Source organism: Paraburkholderia sp. SIMBA_027 (genome assembly GCF_046535315.1).
In the GTDB taxonomy this organism is placed as follows: domain Bacteria; phylum Pseudomonadota; class Gammaproteobacteria; order Burkholderiales; family Burkholderiaceae; genus Paraburkholderia; species Paraburkholderia tropica.
In genome coordinates, this window is record NZ_JAWRWY010000012.1 from 1 (window position 1) to 16,732 (window position 16,732).

The following is a 16,732-nucleotide window of genomic DNA, read 5'->3' on the forward strand; positions in this document are numbered from 1 at the left end:
ATTTCGTCGTATTCGCCGTGCTTATGCTTGTCCACTTCGCAGCCCTTAATTGTAATACAAGTGCCTAACACGCTCTAAGGCTTGCATAAGCTGCGGTTTGATTCGCGCGGCGCCGAATCAAAATGGCACCATGTCAGCCAGCCCATCGAAATCGTCGATGGAATGCCTGGAATGACAATGCCTTTTATTCAGTCTGAAAGCGGACGGATTGCGTTCTTTTGAAAATGACGCGCCAGATTGGAGATTGCTTTCGAATTGCATTCGAATTGCAATCGTTAAGGTGCTCATCAGAATAGAAAGCTAGCATTGCGCCGCTCGCTCGAATTCCTGTGGAAATCACCTTGTCACTGCACACGAACACTGCCACTCACGATAACTGGTCCACATGGATTCTCCGGCAGCGTCATGGCGATGACCGCGCGCATGAGCGCAACGTCCGTGTCGAAATTACGAAATACGCCGACCGTGTGCTCGATTCCGTTCGACTGCGCCCAGGCATGACATTGGCCGACATCGGCACGGGAGACGGTCTCGTTGGGTTCCGGGCGATCGAGCGCGCCGGTGCGTCGCTCAACGTGGTGATGACGGATATTTCGCGGCCTTTGCTGCAACATGCCGAAGCGACCGCGCGCAGTCTCGGTGTCAGCGGGCAGTGCGCTTTCGTTCACGGCTCTGCCGAGCGGCTTGAGGATATCGCCGATGCTTCCGTCGACGCCGCCACGATGCGCGCCGTTCTGGCGTATGTGGAAGACAAGCCTGCCGCGATGCGCGAGTTGTTCCGCATACTCAAACCGGGCGGCCGTTTCGCAATCGCAGAGCCGATTCTGCGCGACGAAGCGCTGGAGGTTTGCATGCTCAAGCGCCTCGTCGATGAAGGCACTTTCCACGCCGACGATCCGTTCTTTCCGCTCTTGCTTCGATGCCGCGCCGCGCAGTTTCCCGATACCGAGGAGAAGTTGCGGTCGATGCCCATTACGAACTATGGCGAGCGCGATCTCGTGCGGTATGCGATGGACGCGGGATTCACGGACATTCATCTGGAATTGCATATCGACGTACGCACCGAGGACTGTCTGCCTTGGGAGATGTTTATTCGCACTTCGCCGCATCCGTTGGCGCCGCCTTTGGACGAGATTCTCGATACGGCGTTTACACGCGACGAGCGCGCGTATCTCGAAGTGCGCATGCGCGCGATTTTTGAAAGCGGAAAGCAGCTTGGCGCCGAGCGGATTGCGTATTTGACGGCGAAGCGGGCGTAACACTCATGCCTTCATGCCGCAGACGCATCGAACGCACTCGTCGTCTGGCTGGCGGTGCGCCGTGCAAATCTTCGGCGGGCGCGATGTAACATGATGGGCATATTGCTGGCAGCGCAACCTGAACAAGGAATCCGCCTATGTCCTACGTTTTGTTTTACAGCCCCGGCGCGGCGAGTATGGCCGTGCACTGGATGTTGCTGGAGCTGGGCGTGCCGTTCGAAACGCGACTCGTCGATATCGACACGGGTGCACAGCGTTCGCCGGAGTATCTGCGCCTGAATCCCACGGGCCGTGTGCCGACGCTGCTTGTCGACGGCGCACCGCGCGGCGAGTCGACCGCCTTGTTGATGCTGCTTGCGGAACGGCATCCCGAGTCCGGGCTTGCGCCGTTGCCGGGCGAACCCGAACGCGCCGAGTGGCTCGAGATGATGATTTATCTCGCGAATGCCGTGTTGCCGGCCATGCGAGGCTGGTTCTACGCAGACACCGACGGCGAGCCGGAAGGTGCGGCCGCAGTCAGAGCGTTCGAGCGTCGGCAGATCGAAACATCCATGGACAATCTCGATCGTCTGCTGGGCGACGGACGCCATTATCTGGTCGGCAATCGGCTGAGTACGGCCGATTTCCTTGCGATCACGCTGATGCGCTGGACGCGCAACATGCCGCGTCCGGCAACGACATGGCCCCATCTCGCGCGCTACATCGAGCGCTTGCGTGCCAGGCCGGCATTCCTGGACCTCAATGCACGCGAGAAGTTGACGGAGTGGCAGAACGCGCCGTGATGCCGGCGGTCGCTAGATTTTAGCGAGCATGACGTCGACGAGGGCCTTGTGCTGCAGCGCGGCCATCCAGCGCCCGGGTATGGCGTCTTCGCCGTACACGATCCCCGCGAGGCCGCCTGCGATGGCGGCGGTCGTGTCCGTGTCGTTGCCAAGCGAGATCGCGCGCTTGACGCAGTCTTCGTAGCAACGCGTCGACAAGACGCAGTGGATGGCGGACCAGAAACTGTCGACGACATAGCCGGACCCTTGAGGCGCGTCGAAGCGTCCGTCCAGCACGATCTTCAGTTCGGCTTCATCGGGTGAATCGACGTAGCGCTGCAGCAGTTCGTCTTCGGCGGCGCGCACGGCATCTGCGGCAGACAGGCCTTCGACAATGCCGAGCGCCGTCACGCAATAGAGCGCACACGTCAATTGCGCGCGCGCGTGTCCGTGTGTGACCCGACTCTGCTTGCGCGCCAGATGAATGGCTTCGTCGCGCGAGGTCGTCACCAGGACGACGGGCAGACATCGCATGAGCGAGCCGTTGCCGTTATCGCGTTCGTCGTCGGGGCCCGCGTTCGCTGCGGGAACGCCCGACCGAAGCTGCTCGAATGCACGCTGCGTCTGCAATCCCACGTCGAAGACCCGACCGTCCGGCGTGAACGCGCCGCGCTGAACCCAGTCGAGCAGATTGTCGGCAAACGTATCGAGGTCGAGTTCGCGGTTGCGCAGGAGCGCGTCGAGCAGCGCGAGCGCTTGCGCGCCGTCGTCGCTCCAGGTGCCGGGCGGGACGCCTGCGTGCGCGCGCTCGAAGTGCGCCGGCGGCGTCATCTCAATCGCGCTCGATTCGGGTATCGAAGCGGCGCTGTGGAATTCGTAGGGAACGCCCAGGGCGTCGCCGATCAACAGGCCGAACAGGCCGCCGCGCAGGCGGGAGGGCTGGGACAGATTCATCGTCGGTAGTGCGGTCGGTAGTGCTGTTTGTCATGCGGAGTCGATGGCTTCGGACCATTGTCGGCGATTGGCGCGTGCTTGTCGAAGGACGGCGGTCTGCACACACACATCATCACGATGGCGAGCGAGCGCGCTAACGCAGGCTTCGCGGTTCACGCGCCCCCACTGCGCTCCGATCCCGCCCGCCCACTCAAACTACGCTGTAGCGCCTTATGGTCGATCGGTTTGATCAGATGCTCGTCGAAGCTGGCCTCGCGCGTGTGCTGATCATCCTCGGGCTGGCCATAGCCCGTGATCGCCACGAGGCGAATGCCCGCGAGTTGCGGCATCGCGCGCAACCGCCGCGCCAGTTCGTAGCCGCTCATGCCGGGCAGTCCGACGTCGAGCAACGCCACTTCGGGCAGGAACGTCTGCGCCCGCGCAATCGCTTCGTCGCCGCGATACGCGACCACCGGCGTGTGTCCCTGTAGCGCGAGCAGCATCGCGAGCGAATCCGCCGCGTCGCGGTTATCGTCCACGATCAGCACGCGGCGCGGGCTGATCTTCGCGATGTCGGTTTCGACCGCGCTTTCGCTCGGCCACGCGATGCGCGGCAGCAGGATTTCGAAGGTCGCGCCGTGACCGACGCCCTCGCTATGAACCGCGATCTCGCCCTGATGCATGTGGACGAGCCGCTTGACGACGGCCAGCCCGATGCCGAGTCCGCCCTGGGCGCGATCGAGCGTGCGCGTGCTCTGCACGAACAGATCGAAGACGTGGGGCAGCAACTCGGCGGAGATGCCGGAGCCGTTGTCCGAAATGCCGATGACGGCGTGCGCGCCGCGCGGGCGCGTCCAGACGCGAATCACGCCGCCTGGGTCCGTGTACTTCACGGCGTTCGTGAGGATGTTGCCCACGCACTGGACGAGCCGCGCCATGTCGCCTTCGACGAACAGCGGTTCGTCGCTCGTCGTCGTTTCGACCGTCAGCGTATGACGTTTTTCGCGCAGCCGCGGCTCGACGGGCTCGATGCCCTGCGTCACCACGCCCGCGAGATCGACCGGGCCGCGCTGCAGCGTAATGCGCCCCTGCGTGATGCGCGAGATATCGAGCAGTTCGTCGACGAGACGGGTCAACTGCGCGGCTTGACGCTTGATCATGTCGAGGGCCGCCTGTGCGCCCGGATGGCCGGTGAGCACGCGCGTCAGCAGTTCGCCCGCGTTGGCGATCGGCGCAAGCGGATCGCGCAGTTCGTGCGCGAGCATCGCGAGAAACTCGTCCTTCTGGCGGTCGCCGCGGCGCAGCGCCTCGACGCCGTGCGCGCGTTCGTCGGCTTCCTGCTGGCGCGAAATGATGATGGCCGCCGACTGCGCGAAGCGCATCGCCAGTTCGCGGTCGCGCGCCGTCGGCGCGCCCACCTCCTCGCGATAGAGCGTGAACGTGCCGACGACCTTGCCGCTCGTCGCCTCGACCGGAAACGACCAGCAGGCGCGATAGCGATACGCCTGCGCGAGCCACGCCCAGTCCTTCCAGCGCGGGTCGGTCCGCACGTCGGGCGTGATCACGGCTTCGCGCTTGTAGGCCGCGAGTCCGCAGGCCAGCGAATTGGCGTCGATGGGCACGACGCCCACGCTCGCGGCGTAGTTTCGCCGGGTCCCATCAGGCAGCGGGCGTCGGTAGCGGACTGGGCTTCGGGTGCAGCTTCGGGCTCGCGAGGGAGCGGAATCGGTTCGGCGGTCCGGTCTTGCGTGGTGGACATGGTCCCATTGCCCTGTACCGTCTTCTGGATGCGCGAACTGGACGCGGTCGAAGCCGTTGCGGCTTGCGCCGGCTTTGCAACCTGGCTTTGCAACCGCGCACGAGCATTGAACCGATTATGCGGACGGATTGACGCGATAACGTTGCGACTTTACCGCCATTCGGCGACGAGCGGCGCAGTGCGCGGTCCGTTTCGCTCGCCGTTGCGCGGCTATCAAGCGGCTATCAAGCGGCTATCAAGCGGCTATCAAGCGGCTATCAAGCGGCGATTAAGCGATGATTACACGCCGATTGCGCGATTTACATCGCGCTCACGCAATGCTCCTCGACCCAGAGCATCGCGCGCTCGCGGGCAAACGTGAGCGCTTCGTGCTCGTCGATGAAATTCTCGTCGAGACACAGATCGTGGACGTCGTCGTCGAATGAACCGTCCGAAGCCGGGCTGAAGATTCTCGCGTTCGCCACGATTCTTCCGTCATCGATGCTCGCGCAAGTGCTGATCAGGCACGATTGAAATACGAATTGCATGGCCGGCTCCGTGGTGGGTGGATCGACGGGATAGTCGACACGCCTTCCATGAGCAATTGCTGTGCCGCGCAAGAAATATGCGGCACTGCCGCGAATGATCAGGCCGATGTTCGCTTCGAACGCGACGGGCAGGGCGCGCTCAACTCCCGCGCGCCCCGAATGCGCCCGCATCACACTCAGATCTGCTGCTGGCCGCCATCGACGAACAGTTCGACGCCGTTCACGAAGCTCGCGTCGTCCGAGGCGAGGAACAGCGCGGCGCTGGCGATTTCGTTCGGCTCGCCCAGACGGCCCATCGGGATCTGCGCGGCCAGGTAGTCGGCGAGACCCTGGCGCTGGGCGGCGTCGTCGCCGGCCAGGTCGAGCAGGCCGGGCGTGCGGGTCGCGCCGGGGCTGATCGTGTTCACGCGGATCTGGCGGTCCTTGAGGTCGAGAATCCAGTTGCGGGCGAACGAACGCACCGCCGCCTTCGATGCCGCATACACGCTGAACGCCGCCGTGCCCGCGCTGCCCGCCGTCGAGCCCGTGAGAATCACCGATGCGCCCTTCGTCAGCAGCGGCAGCGCCTTTTGCACCGTGAACAGCACGCCCTTTACGTTGCGATCGAAGGTGTCGTCGAAATGTTCTTCGGTGATGTTGCCGAAGGGCAGCATCGAGCCGCCGCCTGCGTTCGCGAACAGCACGTCCAGATGGCCTTGCTCTTCCTTGATCTGGGCGTAGAGCGCGTCGAGTTCGTTCAGCTTCGTCGAATCGACGCGTACGCCGGTCGCCTGGCCGCCCGCTTCGCGGATGCTCTTGACGGCGGCATCGAGTTCGGCCTGACGACGGCCCGTGAGGTAGACATGCGCGCCTTCGGCGGCGAAGCGCTGGGCGGTGGCGAGGCCGATGCCGCTGGTTGCGCCGGTGACGAGGGCGATCTTGTTGTCGAGTTTGCGTGCCATGGTGAAGCTCCTTTTGTTTCGTTCAGTGGATGTTTGGGTTGGGTGTTGCGTGCTGCGATGTGAGAAGAATATCGACGGGCCGGTCTTTTCGAAATAGAATTGATTGCAATCCAATGTTGCAGAAATGAAAAGATGAGGGGAAATGGCGAAGCTGCCTGATTTCGAAGGACTGGCGATGTTCGCGAAGGTCGCCGAGGAGGGCTCGTTCGCGGCGGCGGCGCGCGCGATGGGCGTGTCGGTGGCGACGGTCTCGCGCGGCGTGGCGCGTCTGGAGGACCGGCTGGGCGCGCGGCTCTTTAACCGCACGTCGCGCCAGCTGGCGCTGACCGAGTTCGGCCGAACGATCTGCGAGAAGGCGGGCGAGATTTACCGCCAGGCCGAGGAGGCGGAAAGCGCCGCGCGCGAAATGTCGGTGCAACCGCGCGGGCTGGTGCGGCTTGCCGTGCCGATGTCGTTCGGCTTGCGCTGGGTCGCGCCGCTGCTGCCGGGTTTCTTCCGCGCGTATCCGGAAGTGTCGATCGACCTGCATCTCTCGGATGCGTCGGTCGATCTGGTTGCCGATGGCTTCGACGCCGCGCTGCGGATCGCCGCGTTGCCCGATTCGTCGCTGGTGGCGCGGCGGCTGTGCGCGGTCACGCAGTTCGTGGTGGCGTCGCCCGAGTATCTGAAGCGCGAAGGGCGGCCCGCGCATCCGCGCGAGCTGGCGGATCGGCCGTGTCTCTCGTACGCGTATCGCGCGCGTAGTGATGTCTGGCGCTTCACGAACGACGCGGGCGAGGAAGAACCGGTCATGCCGACCGGCCCGCTGCGCGTGACGAACTCCGATGCGCTGCTGCCTACGCTTCTGGATGGGCTGGCGATTGCCGAGTTGCCGGAATTCATCGCGGGCGAATATCTGGCCGATGGCCGCCTCGAGGCGATTCTCACCGACTGGTCGCTGACCAGGGGCGGCCTGTACTTCGTCACGCCGTCGGCACGCGCGCGGCCCGCGAAGGTGGCGGCGCTGTCCGATTACTTCGCCGAGCATCTTTCCGATCCGACGTGGCGATGGCCCAAGCCATAAGGGGACGCCCCATCATTGCATTTATGCAATGATGGGTTTCAAACACTTCTATTTCGCAAATATCTCCGGATCCGTATTCTCCTTTCCATCGGCTGCACGACATGAAGTCGCCGGCCACTCAACCACACGAAAGGAGAATCACGATGACCACGCAAGCCACCCCGAACACGCCCGACACCGCCACGGTCGCCTTCCTCGCGGCACTCAACAGCGGCACCGGTCCGGCCATCGAAACGCTCACGCCCGCCGAAGCGCGCGAAGTCCTCGCAGGCGCCCAGCGCAGTGTGGAAGTGGACGTCTCGGGCATCGAGGTCACGCGCCGCACGATCGAGCAGGATGGTCTGACCGTGCCGCTCGTCGTCGTGAAGCCGCAGAATGCGCAAGGCGTGCTGCCCGTGTTCATGTTCTTCCACGGCGGCGGCTGGATTCTCGGCGATTACCCGACGCATGAGCGTCTCGTGCGCGACCTCGTCGTGCAATCGGGCGCGGCGGCCGTGTTCGTCGACTACACGCCGTCGCCCGAAGCGCGCTATCCGGTCGCGATCAATCAGGCCTACGCCGCAACGAAATGGGTGGCCGCGCATGGCGAGGAACTCGGCGTCGATGGCGCGCGGCTGGCGGTCGTCGGCAACAGCGTAGGCGGCAACATGGCCGCTGTCGTGAGCCAGATGGCGAAGGACCGCAACGGCCCGGCCATCCGCTTCCAGGGGCTCATGTGGCCGGTGACGGACCACGTATTCGACAACGCCTCTTACGAGGCTTTCGAGAACGGCTACTTCCTGAGCCGCGACATGATGAAGTGGTTCTGGAACGCCTATATCACCGACGCGACCGACGCAGGCGAGCGCAAGCAGCGCTATGCCTCGCCGCTGCGCGCCACGCTCGACGAGTTGAAGGGCTTGCCGCCCGCGCTGATCCAGACCGCGCAGTTCGACGTGTTGCGCGACGAAGGCGAAGCCTATGGATATCGGCTCGACCAGGCGGGCAACGACGTCACGACCACACAGTACAAAGGCACGATTCACGATTTCGGCCTGCTCAACGTACTCGCCGCCGACGCCCCGACGCGCGCCGCCATGCAGCAGATGGCGACAGCATTGAAGACCCGTCTGCAATAACACGCCCCCACCAACACGAATATCGAGAGTCCATCATGAACAACGCTAAACAACTGCTTGCCGCTTACCTCGCATCGATTCGCGACCCGCATGCGGCCGCCGCATTATTCGCCGACGATGGCGTGCTGGAACTGCCGTATCTGAAATCGCTCGGCATCGACGGACGCGCGCAGGGACCGAAAGCGATCGAAGGTTTTATTGCTTCGCTGATCGCGAAAGTGCCGGATTTCCAGTTCAAAAACGTGCGCTATCTGATTGAAACGCCGGAGCAGGTTTTCGCCGAATATGAAGTGGAAGCGCTCGTGCCGTCGACGGGGAAAATCTATCGGCAGATGTACGCGGGGCGGCTCGTTGCGCGCGACGGCAAGATCGCGCTGCTGCGTGAAGCGCTCGATACGGTGGCGGCGGCCGATGCATTCTCGCCGGCGCGCGCGGCTTGATACACGCGCAGGCGTCAGGTCGCGGGTTGGTGAACCGCGTGCGCCGTTTGTTTTAATATCGGTCGACACAGCCTTTGCGCATGCGCGAATGCATGCGTGAATTCACGAACCTCGAACGCCGCTGACCGTGCGACGCGCGCATCACGCGGCCTGACCACCATGTCCATTCATCCCGATATCGTCAAAGCCTTTGCCCCCACCGGCACGCTGCGTGCCTCCATCAATCTCGGCAATCCGATTCTCGCCAATCGCGATCCGCAAACGGGCGAGCCGTTCGGCGTCTCCATCGATCTCGCCCGGGCGTTTGCGAAACGGCTGGACACACCGCTCGAACTCGTGGTGTTCGATGCAGCCGGTAAATCGGTCGAAGCGGTCAGCGACGAGCGCGCCGATTTCGGCTTTTTCGCCGTCGATCCGAAACGCGGCGAAACGATCGCCTTTACCTCGCCATATGTGCTGATCGAAGGCTTTTATCTGGTGCGCGACGATTCGCCGATCCGCAGCAACGCGCAGGTGGACGACGTGCGCCATCGCGTGGCGGTGGGCAAGGGCAGCGCCTACGATCTGTTTCTCACGCGCGAATTGAAGGCGGCTGAGATCGTGCGCGCGCCTACGTCGCCGACGGTCGTGCAGACGTTTATCGAGCAGCAGCTCGATGTGGCGGCAGGCGTGAAGCAGCAACTCGAAGCCGATGCCGCGAAGGTGGGCGGCTTGCGTCTGCTCGACGAGCGCTTCATGGTGATCCGCCAGGCGATGGGCGTGGCGAAGCATCGTGGCGAAGCGGCCGCGACGGAATTGCGCACGTTTGTCGAAGAGATGAAACGCTCGGGTTTCGTGGCCGATGCGCTCGCGCGTCACGGCATTCAGGGCGCTTCGGTCGCGCCGAACGAATAACGCGCGTTTAATGCGAAGCGGCGTTGCGCGTGAAAATACGCGGAAAAATATATAACTTATGGGAATGGTTTATTGAAAATTAAACAATAGACATTATGAATTCGTGGCGGAACAATGGCGGCAAATACACCACGGAGACAGCCATGATTGACCGGGTTCTTGCGACCGCTTCCGCGCCGTTGCGCACGCGGTGTACGCCATTCCGCAAGACTCGTTGCCGCGCCTGAGCCTGCCATGAGCGAGCGAGACGCCATTCAGGCCGGCATCGTGCCGTTCTCCGCGGGAACGGCCACGCCGCATTTCAAAGCGCCGGATCTTGCGTGCGATTGCCACATGCATGTCTATTCGCCGCGCTTCGCCGTTGCCGCCGATGCGCATCTGAAGCCGCCCGCCGCGTCCCTTTCTGACTACCGTTCGCTGCAGCGTCGGCTCGGCACCACGCGCAACGTTTTCGTGCAGCCTTCGACGTATGGATTCGACAATGCCTGCGTGCTGGACGCGATCGCCGATACCCGCGAAACCGCGCGCGGCATTGCCGTCGTGAGCAATACGGTAAGCAGCGCGGTGAGCGAACGCGACCTCGACGAACTGAGCGCAGGCGGCATCGTGGGCCTGCGTTTCAATCTGGTTCGCTCGGGCACGGATGCGCTGCGCGATGCCGTGTCGCTGGCGCCTGCGCTCGCGGAGCGCGGCTGGCATCTTGAGATCCACGTGAACGGCGCGCAATTGCCCGGGCTGGCGGCGACGCTCGCGCGTCTGCCGTGCGATGTCGTCATGGATCATTTCGGACGCGTGCGCTTTAACGAAGGCGCATCGCAACCGGCGTTCCGCGCGCTGCTCGCGTTGCTCGACAATGGGCGGACGTGGGTGAAACTCAGCGGCGCCTATCTCGACGCGCAAGCGACGCGCGCCAGCATCGTTGAGATTGGCCGCGCGCTGGTCGAGCATCGCGCCGATCGCCTCGTCTGGGGAAGCGACTGGCCGCATCCCGCCGCCGCATCGTTACCGGACGACGCCGAGCAATTCGACTATTTGCGCGAATGGGCGCAAGACGAATCCGCACGCGTACGGATTCTCGTTGATAACGCCGCCGCGCTTTATCGCTTTTAGTCGACGAAACACATTCATAAACAGGAGACCGGATGAAGTCCACTTCATCTTATGCGCTGCCCCACGCAGGGCGTGCCGATATGAGCGTCGCAGCGCCGGACGTGCAGGAACAGGCGCAATTGTGTGAGCGCGCCGTGCGAAAGGCGTCGATTCGCTTGCTGCCGGTTTTATTGCTCGGCTATATCTTCAGCTATCTCGACCGTATCAATGTGGGCTTCGCCGCATTGACGATGAATCACGATCTCGGGCTCACGTCGGCGCAATTCGGTTGGGGCGCGGGTCTTTTCTTTGTCAGCTACGCGTTGTGCGAAGTGCCGAGCAATCTGGCCTTGCATCGATTCGGCGCGCGTCTCTGGCTGTCGCGCATCATGGTGACGTGGGGCGTGCTCTCGGCCGCGATGGCGTTTGCCGTCGGTCCTCATTCGTTTTACGCGCTTCGTTTGATACTCGGCGTGGCCGAAGCGGGCTTCTTTCCCGGCGTTGCGTTCTATCTGACTTCGTGGTTTCCGCGTGCGTATCGCGTGCGCGTGCTTGCGTGGTTCACGCTAGGGATTCCGCTCGCGTCCGTCATCGGCGGCCCGCTTTCGGGTGCGCTGCTGAGCATTCACGCATTCATGGGGCTCTCGGGCTGGCAATGGCTGTTTATCGCGCAGGGTTTGCCGGCGGCCGTGCTTGGCATCTGGGCGTGGGCCGTGCTGTCCAATTCGCCAAAGGACGCCACGTGGCTCAGTCACGAAGAGCGCGGCGCGCTGGTGAACCAACTGGAAAGCGAAGTGACGGCGAGCAGCACGCAAAGTTTTCGCAGCGCCGTCGCCGATCCGCGCGTGTTGCTGTTGACGCTCGCGCTGTTCACGCTCTCGACCGGCATCGCGGGGATCGGCATGTGGCTTCCGCAGATCATCAATCGTGAAGGGCTGGGTCTGTTCCGGACCGGCATGCTCTCGACGATTCCTTACGCGTGCGCCGGGCTGGCGATGGTCGTGGCCGCGCGATGGATGGACAAGGGCCGCGATTACGCCGCGAGCCTGACGATGAGTTCGGCGGTGGCGGCGTTGGGTTTCGTGGTATCGGCCGTTTCGGATTCGGTCGGCGTCGCGCTCGTCGGCATCACGATTGCGATGATTGGCGTGAATATCGCACGCACGGCATTGTGGGCGATTCCGCCGACTTTCCTCTCGGGCGCGGCGGCGGCGGGTTGCATCGCGGTCATCAACGCCGTGGCCAATTGCGCGGGTTTTGCGGGACCGGCGATGGTGGGTGTCGTCAAGGAAATGACGGGATCGTTTACGGCCGGGTTGATGACACTGGCTGTTGCGCTCGCCGTGACGGCGGGTCTCGCGATTGTGCTTGGCCGTATTCGACGATGACCGTTTGCCAGGCATCGCGCGCGAGTCAATCCGCGCTGCTTGCAACGAGGAATGATCCATCGACGTGCTGGCGGTTCGACTCGCGCCGCTCGAATCCTAGCCCCTGCGTGTTGCCGACAGCGCTTCACGAAACGTCGCAATCAGCCGATTGTCGTCGCCCGCGCGCGTGATCATGACCAGCTTCGTGCGCAGATCGAGATCCTTGACCGGAATGAAGCGCACATCGCGTCGATTGTTTTTCGCCGTCGATCGCCCGACCAAAGTCGCGCCCAAACCCGCACCGACGAGCGCGAGCGCCGTATGAATTTCGATCGCTTCGTGCGCGACGCGCGGATCGCCGCCGGCCGCCTTCAATGCGGCCAGCAGTTGCTGACCGAACGGGCTGCGCGAGTCTTTCGGGTAGTGAATGAACGGCAGACGCGAGAGTTCGGCCGCCGTGACCGAACGCTGCTTCGCCAGTGGATCGCCTACCGGCACGACGGCGACGAACGGCTCGTTGAGCATGACGGTGTAGTCGAGATCCGGATTGGGATCGAGCGGGCCGATAAAACGCGCAATGCCGAGATCGATCCGGCCTTGCCGCAAGCGCTCGGGTTGATATTCGGAGAGCGCTTCGACGAGATCGAGATGCACATCGGGACAGCTTTCACGGAAACGCCGCACGGCGGCGGGCAGGATCGAATACGCGACCGAACGCACGAAGCCGATGCCGAGCCAGCCTCGCTGCCCCGATGCGATGCCTCGCGCCTCGTCGTCGAGCCGGCCGAAATGCGAGAGCAGTTCCTTGGCGCGCGGATAGAAATATTTGCCGAGCGACGTGAGTTCCATCGGCCGGCGCGAGCGATCGAACAGTTCGCCGCCCAGGTGCGCTTCGAGTTGGGACAACTGCATGCTGATGGCGGTCGGCGCGACGTACAGGGCGTCGGCGGCGCCCGACGCGCTGCCCGCCTCGACCACCGCACAGAAGTAGCGAACCTGGCGAAGATTCATTTTTATTGAACTAAGGCTCAGAAAACGATGTTTGATGTTGCTGAAACTTTATCTAAAACTAGCAGCACGATCAAATTCCAAAAATCGAACATGAGCAGTCACGAGACATCTACCGACCTGATCGCGGCGCTGCGCGCCCTTGGCAGCGCAACCGTCTACGAAGCCCAGGGCGCCTATGGCGCGCTCGACAGCGGCATCAAACCCATCCATCCCTCAATGTGCGTGGCAGGCCCGGCCGTCACCGTGGACACGCGTCCCGGCGATAACCTGATGCTGCATTACGCCATGCTGAAAGTGAAACCGGGCGATGTGCTGGTCGTCGACGCGAAGGGCTTTCTCGAAGCCGGTCCGTGGGGCGACGTGTTCACCGAACTCGCGCTGCAGAAAGGGTTGGCGGGGCTCGTGATTCACGGCGCGGTGCGCGATGCGCGCACGATCATCGAGCAGGGTTTTCCTGTATTTGCGCGCGGGCTCTGCATCAAGGGCACGGGCAAGAATCAGCCGGGACGGCTGAACGTGCCGATCACGATTGGCGACGTGCAGATTCAACCGGGCGACATCGTCGTCGGCGATATCGACGGTGTGGTGGTCGTGCCGCAGCACGATGTCGCGCGCGTGGTCGAGGTGAGCCGGGCGCGCGAGGAAAAGGAGCTGGCGTTCCGGGCGAAGATTCGCGAGGGCGCGACGACGGTCGAACTGCTGGGGCTGGAATCAACCTTGCGCCGTTTCGATCTGACCTAGTTCGAGTTGCACTTCGTCGAGTCGACAAAGCGGACCCGGACGGGTCACGCCAGAATAGAAAAAATGGAGCGAGACACATGAGAAAAGACACGGCATTGCCCGCGTCGAATGCCCTGGCGGCTTCGGCGCGTCCCACGCGCTATCGTTGGGTGGTCGCGACCCTCTTTTTCCTGATCTATACGATTGCCGCCGCCGATCGCGCGAACCTCGGCATTGCGCTGCCGTTTCTGCGCAAGGAATTCTCGATGACCAACGCCGAGGCCGGCGCGCTCGTCAGCGTTTTCCTGATCGCGTATGCGTTGGCGCAATTGCCGTCGGCGCTGATCATTTCACGCTTCGGCGTGCGTCGCGCGCTGCCGATTTCGATGATCCTGACTTCGATCGCGACGGCGATGACGGGCGTCGTCGGCTCGCTCTTTTCGCTCAAGCTGTGCCGTCTCGCGCTCGGTTTCGCCGAAGGCCCGCTGCCACTCGGCATTGCGGCGACGATTAATAGCTGGTTTCCGGCGAAAGAGAAAGGCACCGCGTCGGGTTTGTTTCTGTCGTCCGTGAAATTCGGGCCGGTCATTACGCCCATTCTCGGCGTGGCGATTATTTCGGTGTGGGGCTGGCAAGCGATCTTCCTGGTGTTCGCGGTGCCGGGCGTGCTGTTTTCGATCGTCTGGTATTTAATGGTCGCCGACAAACCGGCCGACAGCCGCGGCGTGAACGAAGCGGAGCGCGAACTGATCGACGCGGCAAGCCCGAAGGCGGGGACGGCCATGCGCATCGAGCGCACGAAAGCGATGCCCTGGCTCGACCGGATCACGCGCGTGCGCAGCGAGAAACCGCTCGAAACGACGCGTGCGGTCGTGACCTCGTGGAATATCTACGGCTGCGCGCTTGGCTATTGCTGCCAGCTCGGAATTTCGAGCGTGATGCTCGCGTGGATTCCGACTTATCTGCTCAACGTGAAGAAGTTCAGCGTGGCCGGTACGGGTTTCGTGGCGGCGGCGCCGTGGGTGGGCGCGGTGGTCGGTAACATTCTCGGTGGCTGGCTTTCGGATCGCGCGCTCGGCAAGCGGCGCAAGCCCGGCATGATGTTCTCCGCCGTGGCGACCGCGCTGATGATGATCGTCCTGATTCAATCGCCTGCTTCGCCGGTATTGTATGGATTCCTGATCTTTATGGCGGGTGTCGCGCTGAGTATTGGATTCTCCGCGTATATGGTCTACCCGACGTCGTTTGTCGCGAAAGAGAAGTTCCCGCTTGCGAATGCCATCGTCAATATGGGCGGCCAGCTTGGCGGTGCGGCCACGCCGTTTATCGCGGGTCTGCTGCTCGATCATTTCGGCTGGGACTACGTATTCGGCTTTATGTCGGTGATCTCGGCGTTCACTTTCGTGATTCTGCTGACGATCACGGAGCCGCTCGAAACGGTAGCGCACGGCGCCGTGCAACGTAACTAGCGATCCGAATGTGAATCACTGATTCAGGTGCGTGCGCGTCGAACGGAGCGGCGCGCAGCCGCATGACTACGACATCGACTATGAAAAGCGCGGGCGCGTTTCGCACCGGGACGTGCATGGTCGCGTGGATCGCCCGGCAGAAGGTGTATAGCCAGGCGCACAAACCCGTCGCGCGACAGGACGTGGCCGTGGAGCACGCGGTGCGCATCTTGCGCGCGCGAAACCGGAGGTGTACAAGACCATCGGGCGCAACATGGTGGCGCGGCAGATTGCGTCGCTCGGGGCGAATCGCGGCGAGGGCGCAATGCGCGTGTGGGTGAACGAGGATCGAGTCGTTGCGTGCGCAGCGAGCGCAAAGACGAAATTGGGCCTCGTACAGAGGCCCAATTCACGCGTTCGACAGCGTCATGCGGTGCAGGTCAGTGCTTGTGCACCTTTTCCAGCGCTTCGGGGCGATGGACCGCGTGCTCGCCGCTCTTTTCACTTTCGACCTCGTAACGCGGGTCTTCCTTCGACGCAGCGACGTTGTGTCCGTCAAGCTCCGTGTCGCGGATGATTCTGCGGACAACCGTGCCAGTCGTCATGCCTTGCGGGGTGTTCCACGTCACGCGATCGCCAGTCTTGAGTCGATGGGACATGATTTTGCGCTCCGGTAGTTGAAACCTCGTTATCGGCGCATTCGGCGTTCCCGAGATTGCTCAGGCGGATTTCGCGGGCGTTGTCACGCGGGGCAATCAGGCCCGATGCGCTGTGCTGGCGTAGACGTGGCAATCCCGCGCGATCTCGCCGAACGCCGGAAGCCGGAGCCATTTGCGCAACATCCCTTCGTGCTGGAATCCCAGTTTATCGAGCACGCGCTGCGAGCGCGTGTTTTCCACGTCGCATACGGTCCAGATTCTTTGCGTATGCGGCGCGCGCCACAGCGATGACAGTGCCGCCGCACCGGCTTCGGCGACGAATCCGCGGCCCCAGAAGCGCTTGCCGATGCCAAAGTGGATTTCGGTCTTGTGGCCCTCGGGAATCGCGAGAAAAATGCCGATTGCCTCGTCGTCCTCGCGTGTGCTGATGACCCACGAAAATGGCGTATCGGGCCGTTCCCAGTCTTGCTTGCACCAGTTGTCGATCATCGCCTCGGTGCGGGCCACGTCCGCGTGAGGCAGGCGCTGGAGAAAGCGCGAACAGTCCACGTTTCCCGTGTAGTTCCCGAATAGCGCGACGGCGTCATTGCGACGCGCCCGGCGCAGACGCAGGCGCGCCGTGAGTATTTCAGTGCGATCCGCCACCAGCCGTTTCTCCTGTTTGTTTTTTCGTTGGTTGCCGACAGAAGGTGACAGCGATGTGACCGGAACACCCTTCGATCAGCCTCATATTTTCATTGACC

Annotated in this window: 17 protein-coding genes; 10 read left to right on the forward strand and 7 right to left on the reverse strand. The window is 63.0% G+C overall.

Annotated elements, in window-relative coordinates; all coding sequences use genetic code 11:
• Positions 1 to 329: 329 nt before the first annotated feature.
• Together SB764_RS22405 and SB764_RS22410 are read left to right on the forward strand one after the other, a co-directional pair.
• Positions 330 to 1,259 carry a class I SAM-dependent methyltransferase gene (locus tag SB764_RS22405; protein ID WP_181441137.1) on the forward strand — a complete coding sequence of 310 codons (930 nt, stop codon included), beginning with the start codon at positions 330 to 332 and terminating at the stop codon, positions 1,257 to 1,259.
• 137 nt (positions 1,260 to 1,396) lie between these two features.
• Positions 1,397 to 2,041 carry a glutathione S-transferase family protein gene (locus tag SB764_RS22410; RefSeq protein ID WP_065065840.1) on the forward strand — a complete coding sequence of 215 codons (645 nt, stop codon included), beginning with the start codon at positions 1,397 to 1,399 and terminating at the stop codon, positions 2,039 to 2,041.
• A gap of 12 nt (positions 2,042 to 2,053) precedes the next feature.
• Here the strand turns inward: SB764_RS22410 and SB764_RS22415 are convergent, their stop codons facing one another.
• From SB764_RS22415 to SB764_RS22430, 4 genes are all read right to left on the reverse strand, one after another.
• Positions 2,054 to 2,974 (reverse strand): ADP-ribosylglycohydrolase family protein, encoded by a 921-nt coding sequence (locus SB764_RS22415; protein ID WP_410864934.1) that lies wholly within the window; start codon positions 2,972 to 2,974, stop codon positions 2,054 to 2,056.
• 152 nt (positions 2,975 to 3,126) lie between these two features.
• On the reverse strand, positions 3,127 to 4,575 hold the full coding sequence (locus SB764_RS22420) for an ATP-binding protein (protein WP_410864936.1): 1,449 nt from the start codon (positions 4,573 to 4,575) through the stop codon (positions 3,127 to 3,129).
• Positions 4,576 to 5,011: 436 nt separating this feature from the next.
• Positions 5,012 to 5,239 (reverse strand): hypothetical protein, encoded by a 228-nt coding sequence (locus SB764_RS22425; protein WP_065065850.1) that lies wholly within the window; start codon positions 5,237 to 5,239, stop codon positions 5,012 to 5,014.
• 176 nt (positions 5,240 to 5,415) lie between these two features.
• Positions 5,416 to 6,180, reverse strand: a complete 765-nt coding sequence (locus SB764_RS22430) for an SDR family NAD(P)-dependent oxidoreductase (RefSeq protein WP_124261759.1) — start codon at positions 6,178 to 6,180, stop codon at positions 5,416 to 5,418.
• Positions 6,181 to 6,322: 142 nt separating this feature from the next.
• On the opposite strand from SB764_RS22430, the gene SB764_RS22435 reads away from it, so the two are divergent.
• The 6 genes from SB764_RS22435 to SB764_RS22460 all read left to right on the forward strand — a co-directional run bounded on the left by SB764_RS22435 (position 6,323) and on the right by SB764_RS22460 (position 12,172).
• On the forward strand, positions 6,323 to 7,243 hold the full coding sequence (locus SB764_RS22435) for a LysR family transcriptional regulator (RefSeq protein ID WP_065061607.1): 921 nt from the start codon (positions 6,323 to 6,325) through the stop codon (positions 7,241 to 7,243).
• 143 nt (positions 7,244 to 7,386) lie between these two features.
• Positions 7,387 to 8,361: an alpha/beta hydrolase gene (locus tag SB764_RS22440; protein ID WP_183715173.1), complete on the forward strand. Its 975-nt coding sequence runs from the start codon at positions 7,387 to 7,389 to the stop codon at positions 8,359 to 8,361.
• Between the two features lie 35 nt (positions 8,362 to 8,396).
• Positions 8,397 to 8,801 carry a nuclear transport factor 2 family protein gene (locus SB764_RS22445; protein WP_176079950.1) on the forward strand — a complete coding sequence of 135 codons (405 nt, stop codon included), beginning with the start codon at positions 8,397 to 8,399 and terminating at the stop codon, positions 8,799 to 8,801.
• Between the two features lie 159 nt (positions 8,802 to 8,960).
• The gene (locus SB764_RS22450) at positions 8,961 to 9,695 is read left to right on the forward strand and encodes an ABC transporter substrate-binding protein (RefSeq protein ID WP_322007249.1); all 735 of its coding nucleotides are present in this window, start codon (positions 8,961 to 8,963) and stop codon (positions 9,693 to 9,695) included.
• 234 nt (positions 9,696 to 9,929) lie between these two features.
• Positions 9,930 to 10,805, forward strand: coding sequence for an amidohydrolase family protein (locus tag SB764_RS22455; protein ID WP_183715169.1), 876 nt, complete (start codon positions 9,930 to 9,932; stop codon positions 10,803 to 10,805).
• 80 nt (positions 10,806 to 10,885) lie between these two features.
• The gene (locus SB764_RS22460) at positions 10,886 to 12,172 is read left to right on the forward strand and encodes an MFS transporter (protein WP_065061602.1); all 1,287 of its coding nucleotides are present in this window, start codon (positions 10,886 to 10,888) and stop codon (positions 12,170 to 12,172) included.
• Positions 12,173 to 12,268: 96 nt separating this feature from the next.
• Here the strand turns inward: SB764_RS22460 and SB764_RS22465 are convergent, their stop codons facing one another.
• A complete protein-coding gene (locus SB764_RS22465) occupies positions 12,269 to 13,162 on the reverse strand; it encodes a LysR family transcriptional regulator (RefSeq protein WP_110327502.1) in 894 nt (297 codons plus the stop codon).
• A gap of 90 nt (positions 13,163 to 13,252) precedes the next feature.
• On the opposite strand from SB764_RS22465, the gene SB764_RS22470 reads away from it, so the two are divergent.
• Positions 13,253 to 13,903 (forward strand): 4-carboxy-4-hydroxy-2-oxoadipate aldolase/oxaloacetate decarboxylase, encoded by a 651-nt coding sequence (locus SB764_RS22470; RefSeq protein ID WP_065061600.1) that lies wholly within the window; start codon positions 13,253 to 13,255, stop codon positions 13,901 to 13,903.
• Positions 13,904 to 13,980: 77 nt separating this feature from the next.
• Complete coding sequence (locus SB764_RS22475; RefSeq protein WP_234774626.1) at positions 13,981 to 15,351, forward strand: MFS transporter; 1,371 nt, start codon at positions 13,981 to 13,983, stop codon at positions 15,349 to 15,351.
• Between the two features lie 419 nt (positions 15,352 to 15,770).
• Here the strand turns inward: SB764_RS22475 and SB764_RS22480 are convergent, their stop codons facing one another.
• Together SB764_RS22480 and SB764_RS22485 are read right to left on the reverse strand one after the other, a co-directional pair.
• On the reverse strand, positions 15,771 to 15,989 hold the full coding sequence (locus SB764_RS22480; protein WP_065061598.1) for a DUF2945 domain-containing protein: 219 nt from the start codon (positions 15,987 to 15,989) through the stop codon (positions 15,771 to 15,773).
• Between the two features lie 96 nt (positions 15,990 to 16,085).
• Positions 16,086 to 16,634, reverse strand: a complete 549-nt coding sequence (locus SB764_RS22485) for a GNAT family N-acetyltransferase (RefSeq protein ID WP_410864940.1) — start codon at positions 16,632 to 16,634, stop codon at positions 16,086 to 16,088.
• Positions 16,635 to 16,732 lie beyond the last annotated feature (98 nt).